The sequence below is a fragment of the Rhodococcus koreensis genome (genome assembly GCF_900105905.1).
Taxonomy (GTDB): domain Bacteria; phylum Actinomycetota; class Actinomycetes; order Mycobacteriales; family Mycobacteriaceae; genus Rhodococcus_F; species Rhodococcus_F koreensis.
On record NZ_FNSV01000004.1, the window covers coordinates 18,446 to 39,019 of the forward strand.

23 protein-coding genes are annotated in these 20,574 nt (G+C 65.1%); 6 read left to right on the top strand and 17 right to left on the bottom strand.

The features are described 5' to 3' along the window. Positions 1 to 18: 18 nt before the first annotated feature. Positions 19 to 873 carry a phosphoadenosine phosphosulfate reductase domain-containing protein gene (locus BLV94_RS02760; RefSeq protein WP_072948870.1) on the top strand — a complete coding sequence of 285 codons (855 nt, stop codon included), beginning with the start codon at positions 19 to 21 and terminating at the stop codon, positions 871 to 873. Between the two features lie 239 nt (positions 874 to 1,112). On the opposite strand, the gene BLV94_RS02765 is transcribed toward BLV94_RS02760, so the two are convergent. The 6 genes from BLV94_RS02765 to BLV94_RS02790 form a co-directional block, all read right to left on the bottom strand. Then, positions 1,113 to 1,685 carry a 3'-5' exonuclease gene (locus BLV94_RS02765; RefSeq protein ID WP_072948872.1) on the bottom strand — a complete coding sequence of 191 codons (573 nt, stop codon included), beginning with the start codon at positions 1,683 to 1,685 and terminating at the stop codon, positions 1,113 to 1,115. Positions 1,686 to 1,845: 160 nt separating this feature from the next. After that, positions 1,846 to 2,262 carry a hypothetical protein gene (locus BLV94_RS02770; protein ID WP_072948874.1) on the bottom strand — a complete coding sequence of 139 codons (417 nt, stop codon included), beginning with the start codon at positions 2,260 to 2,262 and terminating at the stop codon, positions 1,846 to 1,848. Between the two features lie 142 nt (positions 2,263 to 2,404). After that, on the bottom strand, positions 2,405 to 3,352 hold the full coding sequence (locus BLV94_RS02775; RefSeq protein ID WP_072948876.1) for a C40 family peptidase: 948 nt from the start codon (positions 3,350 to 3,352) through the stop codon (positions 2,405 to 2,407). A 269-nt stretch (positions 3,353 to 3,621) separates the two neighbouring features. Further along, entirely contained in the window at positions 3,622 to 3,816 is a 195-nt protein-coding gene (locus tag BLV94_RS02780) for a hypothetical protein (protein ID WP_072948878.1), read from the bottom strand. A gap of 55 nt (positions 3,817 to 3,871) precedes the next feature. Continuing rightward, positions 3,872 to 4,759: a hypothetical protein gene (locus tag BLV94_RS02785; RefSeq protein WP_072948880.1), complete on the bottom strand. Its 888-nt coding sequence runs from the start codon at positions 4,757 to 4,759 to the stop codon at positions 3,872 to 3,874. A 6-nt stretch (positions 4,760 to 4,765) separates the two neighbouring features. Then, positions 4,766 to 5,593, bottom strand: coding sequence for an alpha/beta fold hydrolase (locus tag BLV94_RS02790; protein ID WP_244163437.1), 828 nt, complete (start codon positions 5,591 to 5,593; stop codon positions 4,766 to 4,768). Between the two features lie 727 nt (positions 5,594 to 6,320). On the opposite strand from BLV94_RS02790, the gene BLV94_RS50320 reads away from it, so the two are divergent. Then, entirely contained in the window at positions 6,321 to 6,917 is a 597-nt protein-coding gene (locus tag BLV94_RS50320; protein ID WP_244163438.1) for a hypothetical protein, read from the top strand. Positions 6,918 to 7,051: 134 nt separating this feature from the next. On the opposite strand, the gene BLV94_RS02800 is transcribed toward BLV94_RS50320, so the two are convergent. Together BLV94_RS02800 and BLV94_RS02805 are read right to left on the bottom strand one after the other, a co-directional pair. After that, positions 7,052 to 7,522 carry a hypothetical protein gene (locus BLV94_RS02800; protein WP_244163439.1) on the bottom strand — a complete coding sequence of 157 codons (471 nt, stop codon included), beginning with the start codon at positions 7,520 to 7,522 and terminating at the stop codon, positions 7,052 to 7,054. 124 nt (positions 7,523 to 7,646) lie between these two features. Next, complete coding sequence (locus tag BLV94_RS02805; protein WP_244163440.1) at positions 7,647 to 7,922, bottom strand: hypothetical protein; 276 nt, start codon at positions 7,920 to 7,922, stop codon at positions 7,647 to 7,649. 296 nt (positions 7,923 to 8,218) lie between these two features. Between BLV94_RS02805 and istA the strand changes: the two genes are divergently transcribed. Further along, entirely contained in the window at positions 8,219 to 9,790 is a 1,572-nt protein-coding gene (istA, locus tag BLV94_RS02810; protein WP_304363173.1) for an IS21 family transposase, read from the top strand. Further along, positions 9,787 to 10,557 carry an IS21-like element helper ATPase IstB gene (istB, locus tag BLV94_RS02815; protein ID WP_072948883.1) on the top strand — a complete coding sequence of 257 codons (771 nt, stop codon included), beginning with the start codon at positions 9,787 to 9,789 and terminating at the stop codon, positions 10,555 to 10,557. The genes istA and istB overlap by 4 nt, the downstream gene beginning before the upstream one ends. An 84-nt stretch (positions 10,558 to 10,641) precedes the next feature. On the opposite strand, the gene BLV94_RS02820 is transcribed toward istB, so the two are convergent. The 3 genes from BLV94_RS02820 to BLV94_RS02830 form a co-directional block, all read right to left on the bottom strand. Beyond that, complete coding sequence (locus tag BLV94_RS02820) at positions 10,642 to 10,872, bottom strand: hypothetical protein (RefSeq protein ID WP_244163441.1); 231 nt, start codon at positions 10,870 to 10,872, stop codon at positions 10,642 to 10,644. Between the two features lie 272 nt (positions 10,873 to 11,144). Further along, positions 11,145 to 11,471, bottom strand: coding sequence for a hypothetical protein (locus tag BLV94_RS02825; protein ID WP_072948885.1), 327 nt, complete (start codon positions 11,469 to 11,471; stop codon positions 11,145 to 11,147). Positions 11,472 to 11,542: 71 nt separating this feature from the next. Continuing rightward, on the bottom strand, positions 11,543 to 12,406 hold the full coding sequence (locus tag BLV94_RS02830; RefSeq protein ID WP_072948886.1) for an A24 family peptidase: 864 nt from the start codon (positions 12,404 to 12,406) through the stop codon (positions 11,543 to 11,545). A gap of 427 nt (positions 12,407 to 12,833) precedes the next feature. Here BLV94_RS02830 and BLV94_RS02835 point away from each other — a divergent pair, with 427 nt between their 5' ends. Together BLV94_RS02835 and BLV94_RS02840 are read left to right on the top strand one after the other, a co-directional pair. After that, a complete protein-coding gene (locus tag BLV94_RS02835) occupies positions 12,834 to 13,187 on the top strand; it encodes a hypothetical protein (protein ID WP_244163442.1) in 354 nt (117 codons plus the stop codon). Between the two features lie 100 nt (positions 13,188 to 13,287). After that, entirely contained in the window at positions 13,288 to 13,878 is a 591-nt protein-coding gene (locus tag BLV94_RS02840; RefSeq protein ID WP_072948890.1) for a hypothetical protein, read from the top strand. Positions 13,879 to 14,870: 992 nt separating this feature from the next. On the opposite strand, the gene BLV94_RS02850 is transcribed toward BLV94_RS02840, so the two are convergent. From BLV94_RS02850 to BLV94_RS02875, 6 genes are read right to left on the bottom strand one after another with little or no spacing between them, the layout of a single operon-like run. Continuing rightward, the gene (locus tag BLV94_RS02850) at positions 14,871 to 15,509 is read right to left on the bottom strand and encodes a hypothetical protein (RefSeq protein WP_072948894.1); all 639 of its coding nucleotides are present in this window, start codon (positions 15,507 to 15,509) and stop codon (positions 14,871 to 14,873) included. Between the two features lie 11 nt (positions 15,510 to 15,520). Then, complete coding sequence (locus BLV94_RS02855) at positions 15,521 to 16,081, bottom strand: hypothetical protein (RefSeq protein ID WP_072948895.1); 561 nt, start codon at positions 16,079 to 16,081, stop codon at positions 15,521 to 15,523. After that, positions 16,078 to 19,218 (bottom strand): LysM peptidoglycan-binding domain-containing protein, encoded by a 3,141-nt coding sequence (locus tag BLV94_RS02860; RefSeq protein WP_072948897.1) that lies wholly within the window; start codon positions 19,216 to 19,218, stop codon positions 16,078 to 16,080. Before BLV94_RS02860 ends, BLV94_RS02855 begins: the two co-directional genes overlap by 4 nt. Next, the gene (locus BLV94_RS02865) at positions 19,215 to 19,676 is read right to left on the bottom strand and encodes a TadE/TadG family type IV pilus assembly protein (protein ID WP_072948899.1); all 462 of its coding nucleotides are present in this window, start codon (positions 19,674 to 19,676) and stop codon (positions 19,215 to 19,217) included. Before BLV94_RS02865 ends, BLV94_RS02860 begins: the two co-directional genes overlap by 4 nt. Continuing rightward, positions 19,673 to 20,125 carry a hypothetical protein gene (locus BLV94_RS02870; protein WP_072948901.1) on the bottom strand — a complete coding sequence of 151 codons (453 nt, stop codon included), beginning with the start codon at positions 20,123 to 20,125 and terminating at the stop codon, positions 19,673 to 19,675. Before BLV94_RS02870 ends, BLV94_RS02865 begins: the two co-directional genes overlap by 4 nt. Further along, positions 20,122 to 20,460, bottom strand: a complete 339-nt coding sequence (locus BLV94_RS02875) for a hypothetical protein (RefSeq protein ID WP_244163443.1) — start codon at positions 20,458 to 20,460, stop codon at positions 20,122 to 20,124. Before BLV94_RS02875 ends, BLV94_RS02870 begins: the two co-directional genes overlap by 4 nt. Between the last annotated feature and the right edge of the window lie 114 nt (positions 20,461 to 20,574).

The following is a 20,574-nucleotide window of genomic DNA, read 5'->3' on the forward strand; positions in this document are numbered from 1 at the left end:
CACCGCGAAGGAGGACGTGTGGCGGGCAAGCCCGAACCCGACGGCCTCGACCTGAACACGCTCCGGGCACTGCGCCGGCCCCGCCGCGACCTGGTAGCCCTCACCGGGCGCATCGCCGGGCACCTCGACGACCACGACGGATACCTCGCCTTCTCCGGCGGCAAGGACTCACTCGTCGCACTGCACCTCACCCTGCAGGTCGAACCGAACATCCCCGTCGTGTTCTTCGACTCCGGCCTCGAGTATCCCGAGACCTACAGCTACATCACCGCACTCGCCGACACCTGGAATCTCAACCTCGAACCCCACCGAGCCGACCCACCACTGCTGACCGTCCTCGCGCAGTCCGGCGAATGGGACCACCAACAGCCCACCCGAGCCACGAGCCAGAAACTGCGCGACATCCTCATCGGAGCACCCTCCCGCGCGGCACACGAGGCGCACGGGCCAGGAGAAATCTGGGGTGTACGCGCCGACGAGTCACCAAAAGGGACCGGACGCTGGTCGCTGTACTACACCGCACTCAGCAGCCACGTCTCACGCGACTGTGACGGCTGCTGCACCAGCACCACCGAGCAACGCCGACACCACGGCGGTCTCATCGACCGAGCCGACGGAACACATGTCTTCGGGCCCATCTGGGACTGGAGCGTCGAGGAGATCTGGGCCTACATCGCCCACCACCAGCTACCGGTGAACCCCGTCTACGACACACTTCGCCGCCTCGGCACCCCCGAGGGGCACCTGCGGGTCTCGCACATGCTCGACGGTGCTTTCCTCGAACACGGCCGCATCACCCGCCTGCGCCGTGGATGGCCGGCACTGTTCGAAGAACTCGCCCACGTCCTCCCCCGGATCCGCGAATTCGTCTGATGGCGAGCGGGTATCCCGGGACCGACCCACGAGAGCCAGCGCGGTGTCGCGTCGCTGTGGACCTCCGCCGACCCAGCAACAACCGGTGTCGCGACCGTGGTTTCCGCCCGACACCGCGGAAGATCTCATCGGACACACCGCGGCCGGATTCACGTATCGTCCCATTCGAGTCCGAGCAGACGCATCGCCCCGGCAAGGAGACTGCTACCGACCCGCCTCGAGATGTGCGGCACGGTGGACTACGCCGGCAAGTGGGAGGTAGCGGCGGAGTCCATGGTGGCCGATGGCGCCGAGGTGCCCTCGGCGATGCTGAGCAGGACGGTGCGTGCGGCCTCGGCGTCGCTGCGGGCTCGGTGGCCGCCATCGAGCCGAATGCTCTTCTCGATGCCCTCGGCCTCCGATCGCATCCGCATGATGCATCCCCACATCTCGGGGTCGGCGAGGTGCGCGGGGTCGAGACCGTGCCGAGCACAGTCATGGAGAACGCGGCTCTGATCGAATTGACTGTTGTAGGAGAGGGTCACTCGGCCAGCGGTCACCGCAAGCAGCGTCTGGTGGACCGTAGCCCAGCCGGGGGCGCCGATCAGATCGGCCGGGGCAATTCCGTGCACGGCGTAGGCGTCCGGGTGGATTGGAACTTCGCCGGGATCGACCAGGGTATCGAGCAGCGGATTTCCGGTGGCGGCGTCCACAACGCAGATTTCGATGATGCTGCCGTCCAAATTGGTCGATTCAACGTCCAGCACTGCTGCCCGGCCGGGGACGAGCATGCCCCGTGCCCACTGTTGCGGAGACGTCTGTGTACTGGTCATGCCACCTCTTTTCTCGTGATCATCGTGACGGCACCCTCTGACATGTGGTTCTTGACTTCGGCTCCTATGCCGGCCCCGGAGGAGTTCCTGGTAGCGCTCGGGCGCCGTCGCCCGACAAGGAGGACGGCGCGTGGCTGGGGCCACGCCACCGGACTGCTTCCTAGCTGTAGGAGTGCTCAGGTTCGCGTTCGCGGGCGATCTGCCCGTCGGTGCTCGGCGGCTGAGCGCCTTGCTGCGGTGCAGCGGCATCTGCGACGTCGGTCGTCTCAGTCGCGTCCTTGCTGGCGCCACCGCGCGCGGCCTTACCGGTGGTGTTCTTCCGCTTCTTCGGGGCGGTGTAGCCCATGGCTGCGAGCTCTTTGGCTGTCCATCCGCCTTCGATCGCCCTCTCGTGGGCCGTCCTGATTGCGTCTACAGCTGCCTCGCGTGCGGAATCGAGTGCGGCGAGCTCTTCGACTGCTTCCCCGATGGCTCCGACAAGCGCGACTCGTGTTTCGATTGCTTTCTGCGCCAGTGCTTCCGCATTCTTTCGTGCGGTCTCGATTGCCTTCTTGTGGGCTGCTGGGGTAATGGTCATGTGGCACTGTCTCCTTCGTCTCTGCGGTCGTGCCGCACATCGCGACACGACCTGTGGCCGGTCTGGGGTCTCTAGTGGCGATCGTATTGTTCCGCTTCGGGATCAAGCGCAGGGCACCATCCCCGCTGGCCGCCGGCTGGGGTCACAGGAAGCGGGCGGGCACCAGGTCCGGACGGACGGCGCTGATCTGGACGCGCTGCCCGGTCTGCGGTGCCTCGAGCATTTTTCCGCCTCCGAGGTAGATCGCGACGTGGTTGGCTCCGTCTGCCTGCCAGTTCCCGAACAGCAGGTCACCGGGCTGGGCTTGGTCCATGCTGATCTGCTGGCCGGCCCGGAACTGTTCCTGTGAGGTTCGCGGCAAGACCTTCGTGCCTCCGGTACCGATGTAGTACGCGAAGCGCGTGAGCCCGGAGCAGTCGTAGCCGGCGGTAGCTCCTCCGGTGCCGTCGCCTATCGACGGTCCGGTGAGAAGGCCGCCGCCCCATTGGTAGGGCAATCCGATCGCACGCATCGCCGCGTCGATGACCGCACGCGCGAACTCGAGGTTGCGGGGAAAGCGGGGATCGAAGGTCAGCTCGCCGACTGCGGTCGGGGCCAGCATTCCTGTCAGGGAGGGGATGCCGGCCGCAGTGGTGGGTGCTCCGCTGACGACAGGAGGCAGAACTGCCGGATTCGTCTCCTGCTGCGGAGCCGATGACGATGCCTGAGCAGCGGGTCCCGCCGGGTTGGTGACACCGCCGCCGGGCCCGGGCTCCGGACTGGGGGCGGGCAGGACCACCTCGGGAATCAGGCCCTGCGCCTCGGGCGGCAGCTGTTCCCTGGCGCCGGCAGCGGCATCGAGGACTTCCGGTGGAATTGCGTTCTCGATCTCGGCTTGCCACTGCGCGGGTAACTGCTCCTGCGCCTGCTGGACGGCCCGGGCGGCGTCGTCGAGATACGGTTGCGGGTCCGGGACATACTGGGCGAGAGCGGGCGGTAGGTCCTGTGCGACCGCCGTGACGCTGTCGGTGATCGCGGGGTCCACTCCGCCGCCCTGGGCGGCTGATGCGCCGGCCACTGCGACGCCGACGATGATCGATGCGAAATCCATGATGTCTCCTGTGCCGTGGGTGTGGCGGCCAAGGGCGGAAGTTGTCTCGATGACCGCGACGGGTGTCGTGTGCGATCACCGACAGTAGAGAGGGACCTGTACAACTCGACCGAACTCTGGGCCGGGGCAACCCAGTCGGGCATTCCCATCAGCCGGGTGTGGAGAGGTGGACCGGATGCGGACGATCAAATAGGGTGTGGGTACTGAGAATGCACCGGGTGAGTCGGAGGCACACCATCTTGTAGGTGGCCTCCGACTTTTCTTTCTGCTCACAGCCCCTTGCCTTTTCGTCGTCCGGTATGAGCGTCGGCGTCGAAGCTGTGATTCCCTTGCGTTGTGTCCGCGGCCTGGTCCGCCTCGTCGTGTGGCGCGGCTTCCACCACTCTGAATTGCGCGGGCGCAGCGAAGATATCGGGATGAAAGGTCAGGTCGGGGCGCCGGTGGCGCGGCTTGTCCGCGGTCATGACTGTGTGTTCCTTCCGGTGAGGTGAATCTGTCTCGACCGCCCGTCTCGACTCCTCAGGGCGTCTCGTGATCGACGAGTTGGACGATCAGGCGCTCCCCCGGCGGCTGCCCGGGCCGTTCATACGGCACAAAATGAGCCCCCACCACCCGTAGCTGCATACCTCGTGGCAGCAGATGGTGCGAGTTGTCCACGCGGGAGGATTGCCCGTAGTACATGCCGCGGTCGGTCTGGATCTCGAAGACGACATCGGTGGGCTGGGCGGTCGAGTCCAGCTCGTGCAGCGAATGGGTTGCTGCAGTGAACCGGTCGAAGGACAGGACCGTCCCCGGCGAGAGCGTCGAGGGCAGATCTGACGGGTTCACGACCGCGTTGGGGATGCTCACCGCGGTGTACACGAGATGACCTCGCCCGGATTCGCGTTCGTATCGTTGGATTGCCCTGTCCACTCGTTGGACCTGCTTGCGGCGAGCATCCTCGAGCTCGACAGCGTCGCCGGCCACCGCGGAGAGGGCGTTGTTCGTCTCCCTCCAGGTCTTCGGGTCCGACGTCAACGACGCCAGCGCCGTGTACTGGGCTTTCGGCATGGCGTCGAGGACGCGGCGCTTCGCCGCGGATCGGGTGTTCCGTTGTCGTGCCGACAGTGTGCGACGGAGTTCGATCGCTGGTGGCAGCCGGGGGCGTAGCCGAGAGTTTCCGATTGCCGCCGGCGTGGGCCGTGGATAGGCCCGGTTGAGGTCCCGCTGCGCCCGGGTCAATCCGGGGAGGTTCTCGGTGGCGGTGTCGAGTTCACGTGCCCCGCTGCGGAGATCGGCGCGGGTGTCGTAGGCGTGCTGCGAGATCAGGGCGCCTTCCTTGCGGGTGGCGACGTCGCTGTCGCCTCGGTCGGGATCGAACACACCGTTGCCGCGGTCTGGGCTGATCCGGTCATGGCTGCGGCCCATCAGATCTCACGCCCCGACCAGGGTGGATGTGGATCTGCCGGTGGTGTCCTGTTCGCGGCGCCCGACCGCGCGGCCGAGTAGTCGATCGAGACTCTCGCTCACCACGGCAGGGCGCTCGAGGCCGACCATGTGCCGCGCTCCGCTCACCGGGATCAGTTCGGCGAGGGGAAGAGCCGCGGCGAGTCGCTGTGAGTGTCCGATCGGGGTCACCCTGTCCCGGGTTCCACAGATGATCGACGCCGGCACCCGCGCGAGCACGTCGAGGGCCGGGGAAGCGTCGTAGATCCGCAGATCACGCAGGAAAGCGGCCACGGTGGCGATCGGCGTCGCGTGGACCATCACGTAGGACGTGGCGGCGGCACGGACACTTGCGCTCGGAGCAAGCGGGCATGTTGCGCCGACCACCGGCGACAAGATGCGACGGGAGAGATCCCAGCTGCGACCGACGAGCCGTGGGGCGTGAGCTGATGCCGTCCGCAGCAACGTCACCGCCGGCGTATTCAGAGCGCGCCCGATGCCGGCGCCGGCGACATTGTCGACGGCGGTCGAGATCAACCCGACCCCCACGATCTGTGCGGCCGCGGCCTCTTGGTGATGGGCGAGGTAGGACATCACAGCCATTCCGCCCATCGAATGCCCGACGAGGACAATCGGCCCCTGTGGCGCCACCGTGCGAATCACCACATCCAGGTCCCGTCCAAGCTGGCTGATCGTGTAACTGTCGGTGTCCGCCGCGCTGGATCTGCCATGGCCGCGGTGGTCGAAGAAGACCAACCGGGCACGCCCCCGCCAGACCTCGGCCAGGTAGGCCCGTTGCGGTGCCCAGGCGTCCATATGGAGACAGAATCCGTGCGCGAAGATCACAGTGACTGGGGCCGTCCGGGATCCGATCTCACGCACCGCCAAGGAGGTGCCATCAGCGGTGAGGATGAGGTGTGTGCGATCGATGGGGGTCCTCATCGCCGGTCCCCCAGGCCTCGGACCAACCCCCCGTGTCCAGATTGATCTCCGCGGTGGCTACCCGTGCGGGGCTCGGGACGAGGTAACCACCAACGATGAAGGTAGCGGATCTTCGCGTCCGTCGGATGGATGCGGCGAACCTCAACATTCATCGGTACCACTCCTTCGTACCTACGACAGCAATTGCGAGGACCATAGGTCCGGACCTTGACTGCCTCACCTGGGCCGCGAGCGATCGGTCACTCCGCCACAACAGGCACACCTCTGCCGTAGAAAGTGCCGCCACTCCCCTCTCATCTGGAGGAAGATCCCCCTCATCGGGGTTGTGTGACATGCTTTGGACAGAGGCTCGGTCACACCATCGACAGCGTCACTTGGTTGGACAGCCGGAGTGTCCCGTTCGTCGCCCCGATTCGGGGGTTCTTCACCGGACGGGGCTACCGGGAACTGCGCAGCTCAGCGCGTTCCGGCCACGGGGCGGCTTCGGGACGCGCCCGGTTGTCGTTCGGCTTACGGGTTTCGCTCGCTAGCCACCAGCGGTGTGGGACATACTGATGTCATGACGAGCCGTGGAGTGGTCCGCAGCTGGGACGTGCGGGGTATGCAGGGCGTGATCGACTCCGCAGACACCCCCGGCGGTAGCTGGACTCCATGGATATCCGTAGCGGTTCCTGGGTTCCCCGGTTTGGCTGAAGGTCAGGAAGTCGAGTTCGAGTGGTATCAACTCGACGAGCCGGCAGACGGTTACGACTTTCACACGGTGCGCGCATGGCCAGTCGGCACCGAGCCCTACGCGCGGCCGGGGCCGTTCAGCTCCAGGGCTTGGCATATCGATCCCGACGGCAGTGCCCACGAGATTACCGACCTCGACGACACGATCCCGCCCCGGATCGGCACCCCAGCGAGCGGCGTCGTCACCACGTGGAATGACGACGAAGGCTGGGGAGTCATCGACTCTGCGGACACACCGGGCGGTTGTTGGACCTTCTACAGCGCCCTACACCCCGATGAAGTCATCAATGCCCAGCCGGGCGACAGTTTCAGCATCGGCGGAGGAATCCGTGGTCTCGACGTCGGCGAGCAGGTCGACTTCGAATGGGAGTCGGTGATCGACCAGGACGGATACAAATTCCGTGCGATCAAGGTCAGGCCGCGGCGGGAGATCCCACCTTGGCGCGTCGAACGAATCGGTAGGTAGCGCTCGGAGTTGCCAACGATCGGTGTTCGGTCGGCGATCGTTGACCGGGCACGTGCCATTCCGCCGAATCGCAGCGCTATCGTGCTGCGCTGCGATTCGCACGAGTCGGTATCCAGCTTGATTTCATTCGCCCTTCATTCTGCCCTGCCGTCGTCGCCGCAGGCAGGGTGACTCTTTGGGTCATTCAAGACGTCGGAAATGCTGATGTGCCCAGCCCGGAATTCGTTTGGGGGGCTGATCGGCGGCAGCCCCATGTTCTCGCGGCGTTCATTGACCGAGAAAACGTATTGTGCGAATTCGGATTTGACATGCACATCGGGGAACCGGAGTCGAAGCTCGTGGATGATTCGACAGCCTTCGTCGTACCACTCGAAGGGATTTATTCCAGATCGCCACCGTGGTCGGGAGCTGAAGTCATCTAGCTCTTCCACGAAGAACTTCTGGAACTGGACAGTCCATGCCAGTAGTTCATCCCCGAGGGTTTTATCCATGCCGATTTGGCTGGGAAGAACGTAGGGCTCATCCGAATGACTGATCACGAGCTCCTGCGAAGGCCATATCGAGCTGGGATGACCATGCTCAGGGTGAACAACGATGGTGAACACAGAGAACCCCGTCCTTAAAGCCGGACCGTGTAAAGGGTGCGACGTCGAATCCTGCCATAATCGCGCATCGGTGATGTCCCAGATACCCGGTCCGATCATCGATCGGTGAAGGGACCGCGGGCACTCAGGACAGCGAACGAGCCCAACTGACTGACTCGAACAGATCCCGCATGCTGTGTTCCTGGCTGTCACGGGTGCCGGGATCGGACACCCACGTCTTGTACAAACCCGGAGCAGCGCGGTTGATCTGCACCTCCCGCGAGTTGTACGCATCATCCGCAGACAGCGGGCCCACGTCCGCAATCAGCTCTGCACACAGAACCGGGTGAAGCAGGCCGTCCGTCACACGAGAAGCCAGGAGCCGAACCCAGACGTTCATGCCGGCCTCCCGCCGGTCCATCCGCGGCGCCCCGAGAGGATCGAGAATCGCCCATCGACGTTCGGCACGGTTCTCATGGGTAAGACCCGACGTCGCATCGAGAACGATCCTTCCGACTCGGGTATCGAGACCGTGGGCGAACTGCTAGCGGACATGCCAACCTCCCTGTAGGCGGACACGTTCGTCCCTGCTGACGGACAGCTGATCTCCCTGTCGATGGACATGGGGCCGGCGGTGTGTCGGTCCTGACACCGACGCCCCTCCGGGGTTTTGCTCGAGGTCTTCGACCACCTTGAGCGACTCCACCGGAGGGACGCATGAAGAAGTCTGACAGGGACATCATGGAAATTCTCGAGGCATACGACACCACCGGCAGTGCACACTCCGCTGCGCAGCTGGCCGGGGTCGATCCGAAAACGGTCCGACGCTATGTCGCCGCCCGTGACGCCGGGATGCCGGTGACCGGCCCGTCGCGGCGACCGCGCATCGTCGATGACCATCTACCCAAGATCGAGGAGTGGGTCGAGCGCAGCAAAGGCAAGGTCCGTGCCGACATCGTCCACGAACGCCTCGTCGCTCTCGGCTTCGACGGCACCGAACGCACCACCCGACGCGCCGTCGCGGATGCGAAAGCCGCATGGCGGGCCGGACATCGCCGCACCTACCGACCGTGGATCACCGAACCCGGACTGTGGATGCAATTCGACTGGGGTGAGGGCCCGAAAGTACCCGGGCCCGGTGGGATCATGCGCTCGACCCTGTTGTTCTGCGCCTGGCTGGCATGGTCACGCTACCGGGTGGTGATCCCGGTGTGGGATCAAACATTGCCGACGTTGATCGCGTGCCTCGATGCCACGGTGCGCCGCTTCGGTGGAGTGCCGACCTACGCGTTGACCGACAATCCCCGCACGGTCAGCATCGATCACGTCGCCGGGATCCCGGTGCGGCATCCGCAGATCGTCGAAACAGCCCGCCACTACGGCATGGCCGTGCACACCTGCGTGCCCTTCGACCCCGAATCGAAGGGTGGCAGCGAAGCAACCGTCAAGATCGCCAAAGCCGATCTGGTGCCCACCGACGCGAACCTGCTGCCGGACTACACCTCGTTCGCCGACCTCGAGGCCGCGTGCGAGCAGTTCTGCGCCACGGTCAATGCGCGTCGGCACCGCGAAAGCGCCCGCGTCCCGGACGAGGCCCTGGCAGAGGAACGCGCCCGGCTGCACACCCTGCCGTCGGCCCCGCACACCCTGGCATTGGGCACCACCCGCAGCGTCGCCACCGATCAGACGATCCGGTTCGGGTCGGTGCGGTATTCGACGCCACCGGGGTTGGTCGGCACCGAAGTGTGGGTGCGCGCTGCCGGCACGGAGCTGGTGGTCGTCGCCGACCTCGATGCATTGCCCCAGGCCCCGGACTGGGCCGAAAACAGAAGGGGTTTGAGTGAAGTTGCGCGACATTTACTTTCGACACCGGGGAACCCGCGGATCGACCCGGCGCATTATCCCGATCATCCGCAAGAACCGGGTGGGGCACCGAAGCCACCACGACCGAAGGCCCGCTCCGCGGCCGAAGCCCGGTTCCTCGACCTCGGGCCCGGGGCGCACACCTGGTTGGTCGCCGCGTCGGCGGCCGGCACGGTCCGGATCCGGGCGAAGATGACCGCCGCGGTCGAGTTGGCCGCATTCGTCGGCGCCGCCACCGTCGACTCGGCATTGTCGAGACCAGCCGAATCGGGTCGGTTCGCCGAGGGGGACCTGCCGGCGATCGTCGCGCACCACACCGCCACCTCAGCCGGGGCGGTTGTCGTCGCCGACGAGAGGCATTCGGTCCAACCCGGTACCGCCGCCTGGGCCGGATTCGGCAGCACCAGTGCGGAGGCAAGCTCGTGAACCCCACCGCGCCACCGCTACCCGACGACCTCCTCGCCGTCCTCAAACGGATGCGCCTGCCCTACCTTCGGGCTGCCGCACCGGAGGTGCTCGCCACCGCGAAAGCGCAGCGGTGGGATCCCACCGAGGTCCTCAAGGTCCTTCTCGACGAGGAGGTCCGCGGTCGGGACGAGGCAACGAAGGCGATGCGCCGCAAAACCGCCGGGCTTCCGGCTGGAAAGACGTTTTCCTCATGGCGGGAACAGGATTCATCGATCCCGGCTCCTACCCAGCAAGCCCTGAGTACGTTGGAGTGGGTGCAGCGCGCCGAGAACCTGGCGGTCAGCGGACCGTCGGGGACCGGCAAGACCCATTTCGTCGAGGCGCTCGCGCATGCGGTGATCGACGCGGGAATGCGGGTGTCGTGGTTCACGCTCGAATCGTTGACCGCGGCGATCGGGAGGGCCGCGGTGGACGGGTCGATCACCAAGACCATCACCAAGATCACCCGCGCCGAGTTGATCGTGGTCGATGACATCGGGATGCTTCCGTCCGGTCAGGCCGCCGCCGAGGCGTTCTACCGCCTCGTCGATGCCGCATATGAGCGCCGCAGCGTCGTGGTGACCAGCAACCTGCACCCGTCCGGGTTCGACACGATCATGCCGAAAACGCTCGCGACCGCCGCGGTCGACCGACTGCTCCACCATGCGCATGTCGTGATCACCGAAGGCACCTCGCTGCGATTGCAGGAGGCCACCGCCGGACGCGGGGTGATGCCCCTGACCTGATGGTGCGGGAGATCAGCTGACCGCCGACAGGGAGATCAGCTGTCCGCGCACAGGGACACCACCTGTCCGCCTACAGGGACGCCCTCATGTCCCTTGACAGGCGAACTCGGTTGGCTCCCGTGCGATGGCCTTGCTGAAGTACTCGAGTTGGTCCAGCCCGGAGCGTGGCCCGCCTTCTCTGAGGGGGTAGCCGGACAGATCCATCAGGAGGTTGTCGACGGCGTCCCGGAGAAACGGATCCTGAGCAGATGGTGTTCGAAGCCGACGTGCCTCGGCGAGGGTGATAACGCCCTGCAGGAGAAATTTTTCCACCATTCGCTGGTCCTCACGCATCAACCAGCTCATGCCACTCCAGCGGGATCGGTCTCGGTGCACGCCCCCATGGACACAGTGTAAGAGCCGACAGATATCGGCACGTCCGATAGCTGCCGACAGATATCGGCACGTCCGATAGCTGAACCATCACCGGGACCAGGTCTGCGCCGAGCTCAGGCACACGCCAGTCGCCGCCCGTTCCGGAAGTGGATCGCCTACCGATAATCGATCGGCATGGGGTGCGGTCAACGATGCGATGGACGCCGCGCCTATCAACGGCCACGTCCCGTGACAGCCGACCTCCCCAAAGGGACCTCGGCACACACGATGTCCTCGACCGAGTAGGCGATCGCCCCGCACCGAGGGCACTGCCCGGGCAACTGTTGGTGTCGGATCATTGCCCAGTGCTCGTCACACAGCAGGTAGTCCACCCCAGCATCGAAGTGACAGCAGTCCTTGACCACCGCCGCCCAGCGGGCCGCACGCACGAAGCCGACGGGGTCACCCGGGAAGTACTGGGGATGCTCCGCGCAGAACTCACACGGCAACTCCGTGCGAACGATCGACGGCATCGGGGCGGAGTGAGCCACCTCGTCCATACCTGTACACCTCCCCGCTCTCTGGAGACCAGTATGCAACCGATCCTCGACCACCCTCCCGTCAAAGGCGTTCAAACCCAGACGATCCACCACAGCGGCGGGACGGCCATGGCCACGGCGGTTCCGGCGACGAGGAACGGTGCGAAACCGAACTCTCCCAGGTCTTTCTGACGCCGGATCGACTTCACCCCCGCCATCACCACGAGCGCCAAAATGTTCGGTAGCAACATGCCCGCGAGCACATTCATCCAGCCGACCCACCCCAGCGCTGCACCGAGGATGAAGCTCAGCCGCACGTCGGCGAGCCCGGGATAGCCGCCCGTGATGATCGCGAACGCAAGGTTGAACGCGAACACCAACGCTCCAGCGAGAAGTGCGCGCCCACCTGCCGCAGGATCTTGATCCACCGCCACCGCGAACGCCCCCAACATCAGGCCCACTGCGCTGGTCAGCCGGATCAAGGTCAGCGGAAACCGCAGCGTGAAGTGATCGATCCACGCTGCCCACACGCACAGCAGGCTCAGCACTAGCCAGGCAGGCAAGATCGCGTCGCCGCCGGCGAACATGACGGCGCCGAACCACATTACTGCGGTCAGCGCCGCGGGACCGAACCGCCGGGAGCAGCCCTCTGTCGGGATCTCGACGGCAGCACACAACCTGGTCATCATCGGTGCTGTCACCACGCTCAACGCCGCACCAGCCGCGGCACTGGTGACGGCCACCCACCACAGCCCGGCGGTGCCGTATTCGGCATCAATCCACCGCGCCGCGAACCACACCACCACACTCGCGACGACGACAAGCCCAGCAGGCGCGTACACCGTCGCCGACAAGTGGTCACTGCGTTGCCCTGCCGCATTTTCAGCACCGACGGCCGGCGATTGCGGCTCCTCGCTGGGACCACTGCCCGCCAGCTCGGACGTCGGTTCGGTCATCGTGGGCACTCCTCCGCAACTGTGCGACAGACATCAGGATGGATCGACACTAGCCGTCCACCTGGACAGTCTCAGCACCACCGAGCCGATGCGGGAGCCCGCCCACCCACTGGAAGGGTCTTCGAGAAGCCGCAGCCTGAAACGCTGGAGCGACCGTGGTCGCGACAAGCGTCGTTCTGTCCAGGTCATCACATATCACTGGGCTCGACAATGCGTCCTCCCTGCCGGACTGGAAGAGAAGCGAGCACTCGTGAATCGACGAACCACCAGCAAAATTGCTGCACTGCCCCTCATCACGGCCGCCATCCTCACCGGGTGCAGCAGCACACAAGCCGAGACCGCATCCTCGTCAGCCGAACCAACTGCTGCCGCCACACGCGTCGAGTGGTCGGCGAACCCCACCACCGTCGGTCAAGGTCAACCCGAAGTGACCGCCCCTCAGACCCGGCTATCCGAGACACAGCCGGCGACGACTACCACGCAGACCACCGCTGCCGCCGCATTGCCGCCCACAACTGCTCAGTGCGGAACCGTCACGAACAACCTGAACGGTGCGACTGCACCTGTGATCATCATCGCCGGGACTCCGAGCTGCCCAGCAGCACTGAGCATCAGTGATCGCTACCTCAACGACCGCACGATCGCCACACAAGGACAAGGACGATTCGCTGTCATCGACGGTTGGCACTGCAACTGGCCCTACCTTCCGGACCGATCACACGCCGACTCCTACCTGCAATGCGTCGACCCGACCGGCAATGCCGTCAAGATCGGCGACTAACACAGAACACCGAGGCACACCGAACCTCGTGCAGCCCACGCACGACACGCCGACATCGGCGCTCGCACGAACGACACCAAACGAAGGCACTATTGATTTCATGGGGGCACCAGTGAAGAAGACCACGCGCAACTCACGCCGGCCGTATCGTGGCCGCTCCACATCGCCGGTCCGCAGCTATGCGGAATACGCCAAGCGCCTCGCCGCCGGAGCGAAAACCATCGTCATCGACGCCGACCCGGAGAGCTGGCTGGACCTTGGTCACATCCCCAACCAAGTCGAGGTCAAAGTTATCGGACAAACCTGCGCGGGAATCGCCGGCGGCTCCATCGCAGCCGCCGGCCGATGCTTCGTCCAAGCGTCCAACCACGCCAGGGTGACTGCCTACGAGCATGCTCACATCGAAGCCTTCGACGACAGCACCGTCGATGCCCGCGGTAAGAGCCATATCGTCGGTACCGACAACGCCAGGATCCGCGCAGAAGACAGCGCGATCGTCTTCGCGCACAGCCACTGCCACGTCCAAGCCAACGGACAAACTCTTATCGCCGCCACTGACACCACCACCGTCCGCATCGACGGCGAGGCCCACGTCCGAGTGAGCCCAAGCGTGCACACCACCGGGCCCGGTCAACCCGCGAATATCGAAACCCATCCGATCAGCCGCCTCGCACGCCACCTGAATTTCTGAGCGAAAACGATTCCAGCAGTGTGCACGCCAGTCAGTTCGGCGTTACGAGCACCTGTAGCTCGCCGATCCTTTGCTGGTACGTAGAGGTCAGAGGTACAGGAACAACACCTCCCGCAGCTCCTCCCGGCCATGCGGCGGTCCAATTCACGAGCCACGCAGAGGTCGCTGAAACCTTGAATGTCCCGCCGGGCTCTGTGATCGAAGTTTTCTCGATGTGATGACCACACGTCGGGGATGGCATTCCACTCGGCGGCGTTACTGGGCTGGCATCGACAATGTCGGCATATGGGGTGAACGGCAGTAGAGCACCAGGGCAAATCACAGGTGGGCTTCCGTCTCCGTAATTTATGGTCACACTGGTGTTTACGGCCGTCGCGGTGACCACCACCCCGCCTGGACCAGGAACTACCCGTGTAACCGGACCGATATTCGTCTCCCTAATCTGGTCGGGGCAGAGCCAAGCCCATGAAAATTTGCCGACTAATCCGGTTCTCCCACCTGGGAAATCAGCAGGTTCGGGAGTCCAGCACATCGGCGGTTCCTCGAGTTGCATGCCGGTCACGGCCGTACCCACAACGTTCATGACCTGGGCCATACTCACTGGGGTGGCCGGCATACCCACATCCGGGCTCAGCGGAACGCAGTCTGTGAATCGGCCGCACGCCTTCAGCTGCTCCCTAACCGGAGGTCCTGTGGGGGCTGCTACGACGTCACTGCCACCACCGCTGTATCCAGACCCGCCGCCGCCCGTCCCCGCTGCACTCGCCCCTGGGGAGCCTCCGGAGCCAGGTGACGCCGAAGGTACCTGGACGTAGCTGCCTTGCACTGTGATGTTCGAGCCGCCGTTTCCCATGCCAGGGCTGACGTCGATGCCTCCAGAACCGAAGCCAGGTTGTCCAAGCGCTGAGTGTGGCGATGCGACCAGGCTTCCCAGAACGAGCGCGCCGATCACGGTCGCATGACGACGACGATTTGGCATGTGTTCTCCTTGGTTATGGTGCATCGCACGGTGCGTATCGGCCTGCTGCATCGCTGGTGACTCGCCAGCCGTTTGCATCGGGCCAATCCGCATTCCGGACGGTCAACTGGGCGAGCACAAACTGCGGACGGTTGACGTCGTAGGCGGGACTGCCGTCTGACTTCGTCCAGGTCATACCGGAGATGTCGGTGCAGGCGCGCACGTGGACCCAGGCGGGTCCGGATATAGCCTTGCCGTCGTCGCCTACCGGTATGCCGGCGTCGGTGATCTTCGCATCGACAACCGTGATTGCCCCATCACTCCTCACGTTCTGAGACCGGTGCAACGTGAGGTCGGCCCTCCAGTCATCCAGCACGGGGCCACCGGCGACGGTGTCGAGCTGTTCGATCGGTACCGCGGGATCGGCGTCGAGGCGCGCCCAAACCGCATAGAAGTCGTTGACCTTCGCAAGCGCCTGTTCCCGTGCCAGCTCGTCAGGAGTCTTGTTCGAGGTGTCTGCCCCGTCGGGCCCCTCGAACGCCGGGTCACCGGTGACAGTGAGCTCTACCGCCGGATCCGCCGCGTCGGTGTCGGAGCAGGCGGTCACGCCGACCAATAGTGTCGTGGCAGCCAAGGCAGCGACGGCGGTTCGGCGGATGGTGGTGTGTGCCATAGTCGTATCTCCTAGAAAAGTCCGGCATTGCAGGGCGTACCGGGCAGTGTGTAGTCGGCTGTGACCCTCCATCCTGCTGGGTCGGGCCAAGCGGTGTTCGTCAGGATCGGCTTCCCGAGCTCGAGAACGTCGGTAGCGCGGGCGAGGCAGACGTCCATCTCGATGGTCGCGGTGCCGGGCGTGGGGACGCCGTTTTCGTCGATCGGGATGTTGTGGCGGGTGATGGTGTTCTTGAGAACCTTGACCTCGCCTGCGTTCGCCTCGATGCGATGCGCGGTGATGTCCCGCTTCGTCGATTGAAGGAAATTGCCGGCCGCGACATTGTCGAGATCTGCGGGATTGGCGGCGGGATCGGCACTCAGTCGCGCGAGCACCGTGTAGTACTCGTTGACCTTCACCAGTGCGGCTTCACCGGCCTGTTGCTCGGGGGACTTTCCGGAGCCGGGCGGTCCGGTGAACGTGGGTCCGGTGCTGGTTTCGAGGGTGACCGGTTCTGGGGTCAGGATGCTGCAGCTGGCTGTCAGGCACATCGCGGCAGTGAGTGTCGCCAGTGCGGCGATGCGGCGCGTCATGATGCTGCTCCGATCCGGTAGTGGCTCCCGTAGGTGGAGTCGAGCTGACTCAAGAGCATCTTGGTTTCGTGCTCGGGCTCTTCTTCGAGTGCGTCGAGCTCGGCGATCATGCGATCGATCAACCTTTGGGTGGTCTCGGTGTCACCCGAGAAGTGGGTGGCGATGATCGCCGCACGCCAGCACCCTTCGTGGACAATGTCGACCTTGAGGCCCGTCGCCGCGGCGGCGTGTGCAGCCGCGAGGTCCTGGGGAGCTTGGTGGCCGCGGATGTAGCGGGTGGCGAGCTCCTCGGCGACGTCGGTGACGGCGGAGATCATGTCTTGTTTGGTGTGGTCGGCCCACCCGTAGGCGGTGGGGTCGTCGCTACTGAAGGGTTGCCCGGTGACCAGGGCTAGTGCGGCGGATAGCCGGGCGGTGACGACGTCAGCTGGATGGGCGTTGACGAGTTCATGCCAGTAGTCCCAGTCGGTCGTGACGGCGTCGTGGAGACGTTGGGGGGTCCGGCCGGTTCGATCTCCGGACTTGATGAGGGCGGGTTCACCGGTCTCGGTGTCACCAAGCCACTTACGCAGGCGAGAGAGCGCTTCGTTGCGGCGCCGGCGGAGCCGGGCCTTCGCTTCTTTCTCCTGCTCGGCTGTGCCGGTTCTGGCGGCTTCGACGTCATGGGGCCAGATCTTGCTGTCGATGTCCGCGGCGAGGACTCCGCCGTCAGTGGTGATGAGAAGTGCGGCGATTTCGGTCAGGCTCTTCTCTCGGCCTTCGGCCGGCCCTGGTGACGGGGGTGTGACGGCGGGTTCGCCGAGCAGCCTGATCCAGATGTGATCCGCCTCCGGCAGCTCGCCTTCTGCGGTGATCTCACCTGAATCGGACGGCTGTGGTCGGTCGACGGTGTGGTCGAGGTCATCGTTCCCGACCACGCTGAAGGTGGCGGGATCGGAGCTGGTGATGAACTCCTTGGTCGAGATGTCGTTGTCGAGACGGGCTGCTTCCCATCGAATGTCAGGGTTATTACTTGTGTGGGCGATGCGGGGTTCGCGTGAGGTGGTGGTCAGGAGGTCTAGGACGGACGCGTAGCTCTCCTCGTCGAGGGTGGTCACTGTGATGCCGGCCGACGCGATTCCTGGTCGAGCAAGGACGGCCGAGCCGCTGTCGTCGACCTCGAGGGTCCATGTGGCGTTGGTATGTGTGCTGTCGGTGGTCACTGCGGCGAAGGCGATTCGGGGTGCGTGTCGTGCGATCCCGGTGAGTAGCTCGGCCTGTGCCTTGGTCACCGGGTCGGCGATCAGAACGATCTCGGGTGCGGTCAGCTCGCTGGTGGTGTAGGACGTGCGTGCCTGCGCGATTGACTCGATGTCGTTGTCCGCGAGTATTTCGGAGTCGAGTTCGAGGTGATTGGCGAGTGTCGTCAGTACCGTGTCGGCATCCTCGGAGTGGGTGATGCGGCCGTTGTCGATTGCCTCCGGCAGATCGGCGCAGTATCCGACGAGGTTGAGGTGGAGGCTGTCGGCGATGGGCGAGACTGCGAGTTCGACGGCGAGCGCGCGCAGCACCCCGGCTGTTGCGGTCGGGGTGCCGCTGATGGCGAGGTGGCCGATCTGTTCGAGGTTGAGCATGAGGTCGCGACCGTCGTCGCTGGTTCCGACTGCCGTCAGTGCCGGGTACGGACTGATCTCGGCCTCGGGAACGCTGCGTGGGAGCGCTCTCGGGTCTACTGCCCAGGTGGTGTCGTCGATCTGTGTCCACGGCGCGGGGGGTGAGACCTGTTCGACGAGTCCGAGCTCGATGTCGTTGTCACCGACGAATACCGTCAGCAGGCCCGGTAGAGCGGTACCTGTGGATCTGCAGTGGTGCGCGAGGTGCCGCAATGCGATGTCGACGTGGATGGTGGTGAGCGGGTCAGCGGCGGTGAGTGCGTGCTCGGCCTGGATCGCGGTTTCGGCGGGAAGGGCGATGCGTTCGCCGCGGCGGCGGCGGTGTTGTTGCTTGCGACGGCGAAGTGCGAGATGCCCGGTGAGTCCGGCTGCGGCAACCGCTGAGATTCCGAGACCGATGAACACGACGTCGGATGAGCCGTCCTCGGTATCGGTTTCTGCAGGCGCGTCATTGGTGACGAGGTCGGCAGGCAGTTGGGGTTCGATGGGGTCGAGTTTCCAGTTGGGGGCGACATCCACAGGCGCGGGCGCCGGAGCGGGAGCAGCTTCCGGGGTCGGAGCGGGAGCAGGGGCAGCTTCCGAGGCCGGAGCCGGAGCCGTATCGGCCGGCGGCACCAAGGCCGGGGCCGGCGTAGCGTCAGCCGCCGCGGAGGCGGCGGTGGGCATGATCAATTGCTGGCCAACCGTGATCAGCTCGCCCGCCGGGATGCCGTCGGGAGTCGTTATCTCCTTGAAACGCAAAGGATCACCGAGCTCGCGCTCGGCGATATCCCACAGGGTGTCGCCCTGTTTGACCGTATAGGCGCCGCGTATCACCTCGGGCGGGGATTCGGGCAGCTGCAGGGTCAACCCTTCGGCCAGAAACCCTGGCTCGGGGACAGCAGTCCGGTTGAGGTCCAGGATTTCGGCGTAGCGGCGGCCCTCTCCGAGATGCTGCTGGGCCAATCCCCACAGGGTGTCTCCCCGCACGGTCGTCACTGTCGGCCCCGCCGGTTGTACCGCCGGACGGGTAGCCCGCGGATCCACCTGCGTCCGTGGTGACGCGCTCGGATCTTCCTGCTGCGAGTGCGGCGCGTACGGAGAGGTGCTTCCCACGTCCGCAGGCTGGGTCAGGACGGGTGCGGCGGTGGCGGTTCCGGCGGTCAGGAGCAAGAGAGCGCCGCTGACGAGGAACGTCGCCGTCCGCTGTTGTGAGCGAAGAAGGCGCAGCTTCGGCGCTTTGACGCCACGCAGTGTCGCCGCGAGTTCGAGCAGAATCGGGACGGTGAAGGTGGCCCAGGCCGCCCAGCCAACAAGGGGAAGAAGGGCGATGAGAAGACTGCCGTCATCTGGACTCGCGAGCAAACCTTCGAAATCCGACCACGGTATGTCGAGCGGATTGCCGCGCAGCGCCCAGAGCGCGGCCGGGATCCCGGCGACAAGCATCACCAGGATCAGGAGGTAGCCGAGTCCGGCAAGGCGGGACCGCGCGGCGTTTGCGCTCACGGTATGTACACCTCCCCGGCGTTGGTGCGGTTGAGATTCACAGCGGCCGTACCGACGAGCAGTTTCGTTCTGGGGTATGGCAGAAGTTTCGAGTTGTAGACGATGCGGGTCGTGATCAGGAGGGTGCGCGGGCCGGTGGGGATCACGTCGCCGTCGACGCCGGCCTCGAACAGGTATCTCTTGGCGGCTGCCGTCGCGCGGACCGGGTCGACGACCGTGTCGATGCCGCGGGCGCTCACCGATCCGATGATCTGCTGACCGGCTGCTCGGGCGGCATCCTCGGCGACGTTGTCGGCTCGCTGGTCGGCGGTGAGCATGCCGCCACCGTCGACGATCAGTCCCCAGACGAAAAAGATCAGGACAGGGGCGAAGACCACCGTCATCAGGGTGACGGCACCCTTGTCGCGGTGCTCCTCCGGCAGGCGGGAGGCGAGTCGCTTACGCAAGGTGTTGGTCATCGTGTGCGCTCCCGGTAGGTATCGATCGGCGAGATTGCGGTAGCGGTGACGGTGCGGGCACCATTGACTCCGGGCCATCCAAGAGCGTCGAAGGAGACCTGGCAGGTCACGGTGACCTCGACCGTGGCGGGGACACCAGGTCTGGTGCGGAATCCGCTGGTATCGGCGTTGACGTTCATGGTGGCGCACTTGAGACCTTGTCCGTCCATGCTGCCGGCCGCTGCTTGGTACGCCAGAGGGGTGGCCGTGGCGATGGTGCGGGCGAGTGAGGCTGCACGGGCACCCTCGGTGGCGGCGTGTTCAACCTTCTGGTGCGCCTGTCGGTTGACGCCGTACGCATACATCCAGCCCAGGAGCAAGATCAGGATGACGACTGCGAGGCACAGCTCGATCGTGACGTCGCCCCGGTCATCTCGGCGGGCGCGGGATATCCATCGGGTGAGTCTCATCCGATTCCTCCCGGGTTGGTGACGCGTTCAGTCGGTTTGGTGTGGTTGACGACGATGGGGAATTCGAGACCCGGGACGAGGGACGGGGCCTTTCCGGTGATGTTGACGGTTGTTTCGCGGATGTTCTTGCTGACGAGGACCACCGGGATCTGCAGGTCACCGGTGCCTGCCTGGGCGATGCAGGCATAAGCGGCAGCTGTTCCGAGCGCTTGGTTGCCGTATTGCGATCTTGTGTTCTTCAGTGCTTTTTCGGCGCAGCTGTTGGCGACGTCGCGGCCGTGGAAGAACAGAGCGGTTTGCAGCAGGACCGAAAAGATCAGAAGGAATGCGACCATCGCGATGACCGTAACGAGGGTCGCCGGGCCTCGGTCATCGCGGCGCCATCGGTCGATCAACTGTTCCAGTGTGACCATGGTCTGCTTTCCGATTGTTGTTGGACGGCTGGCTTT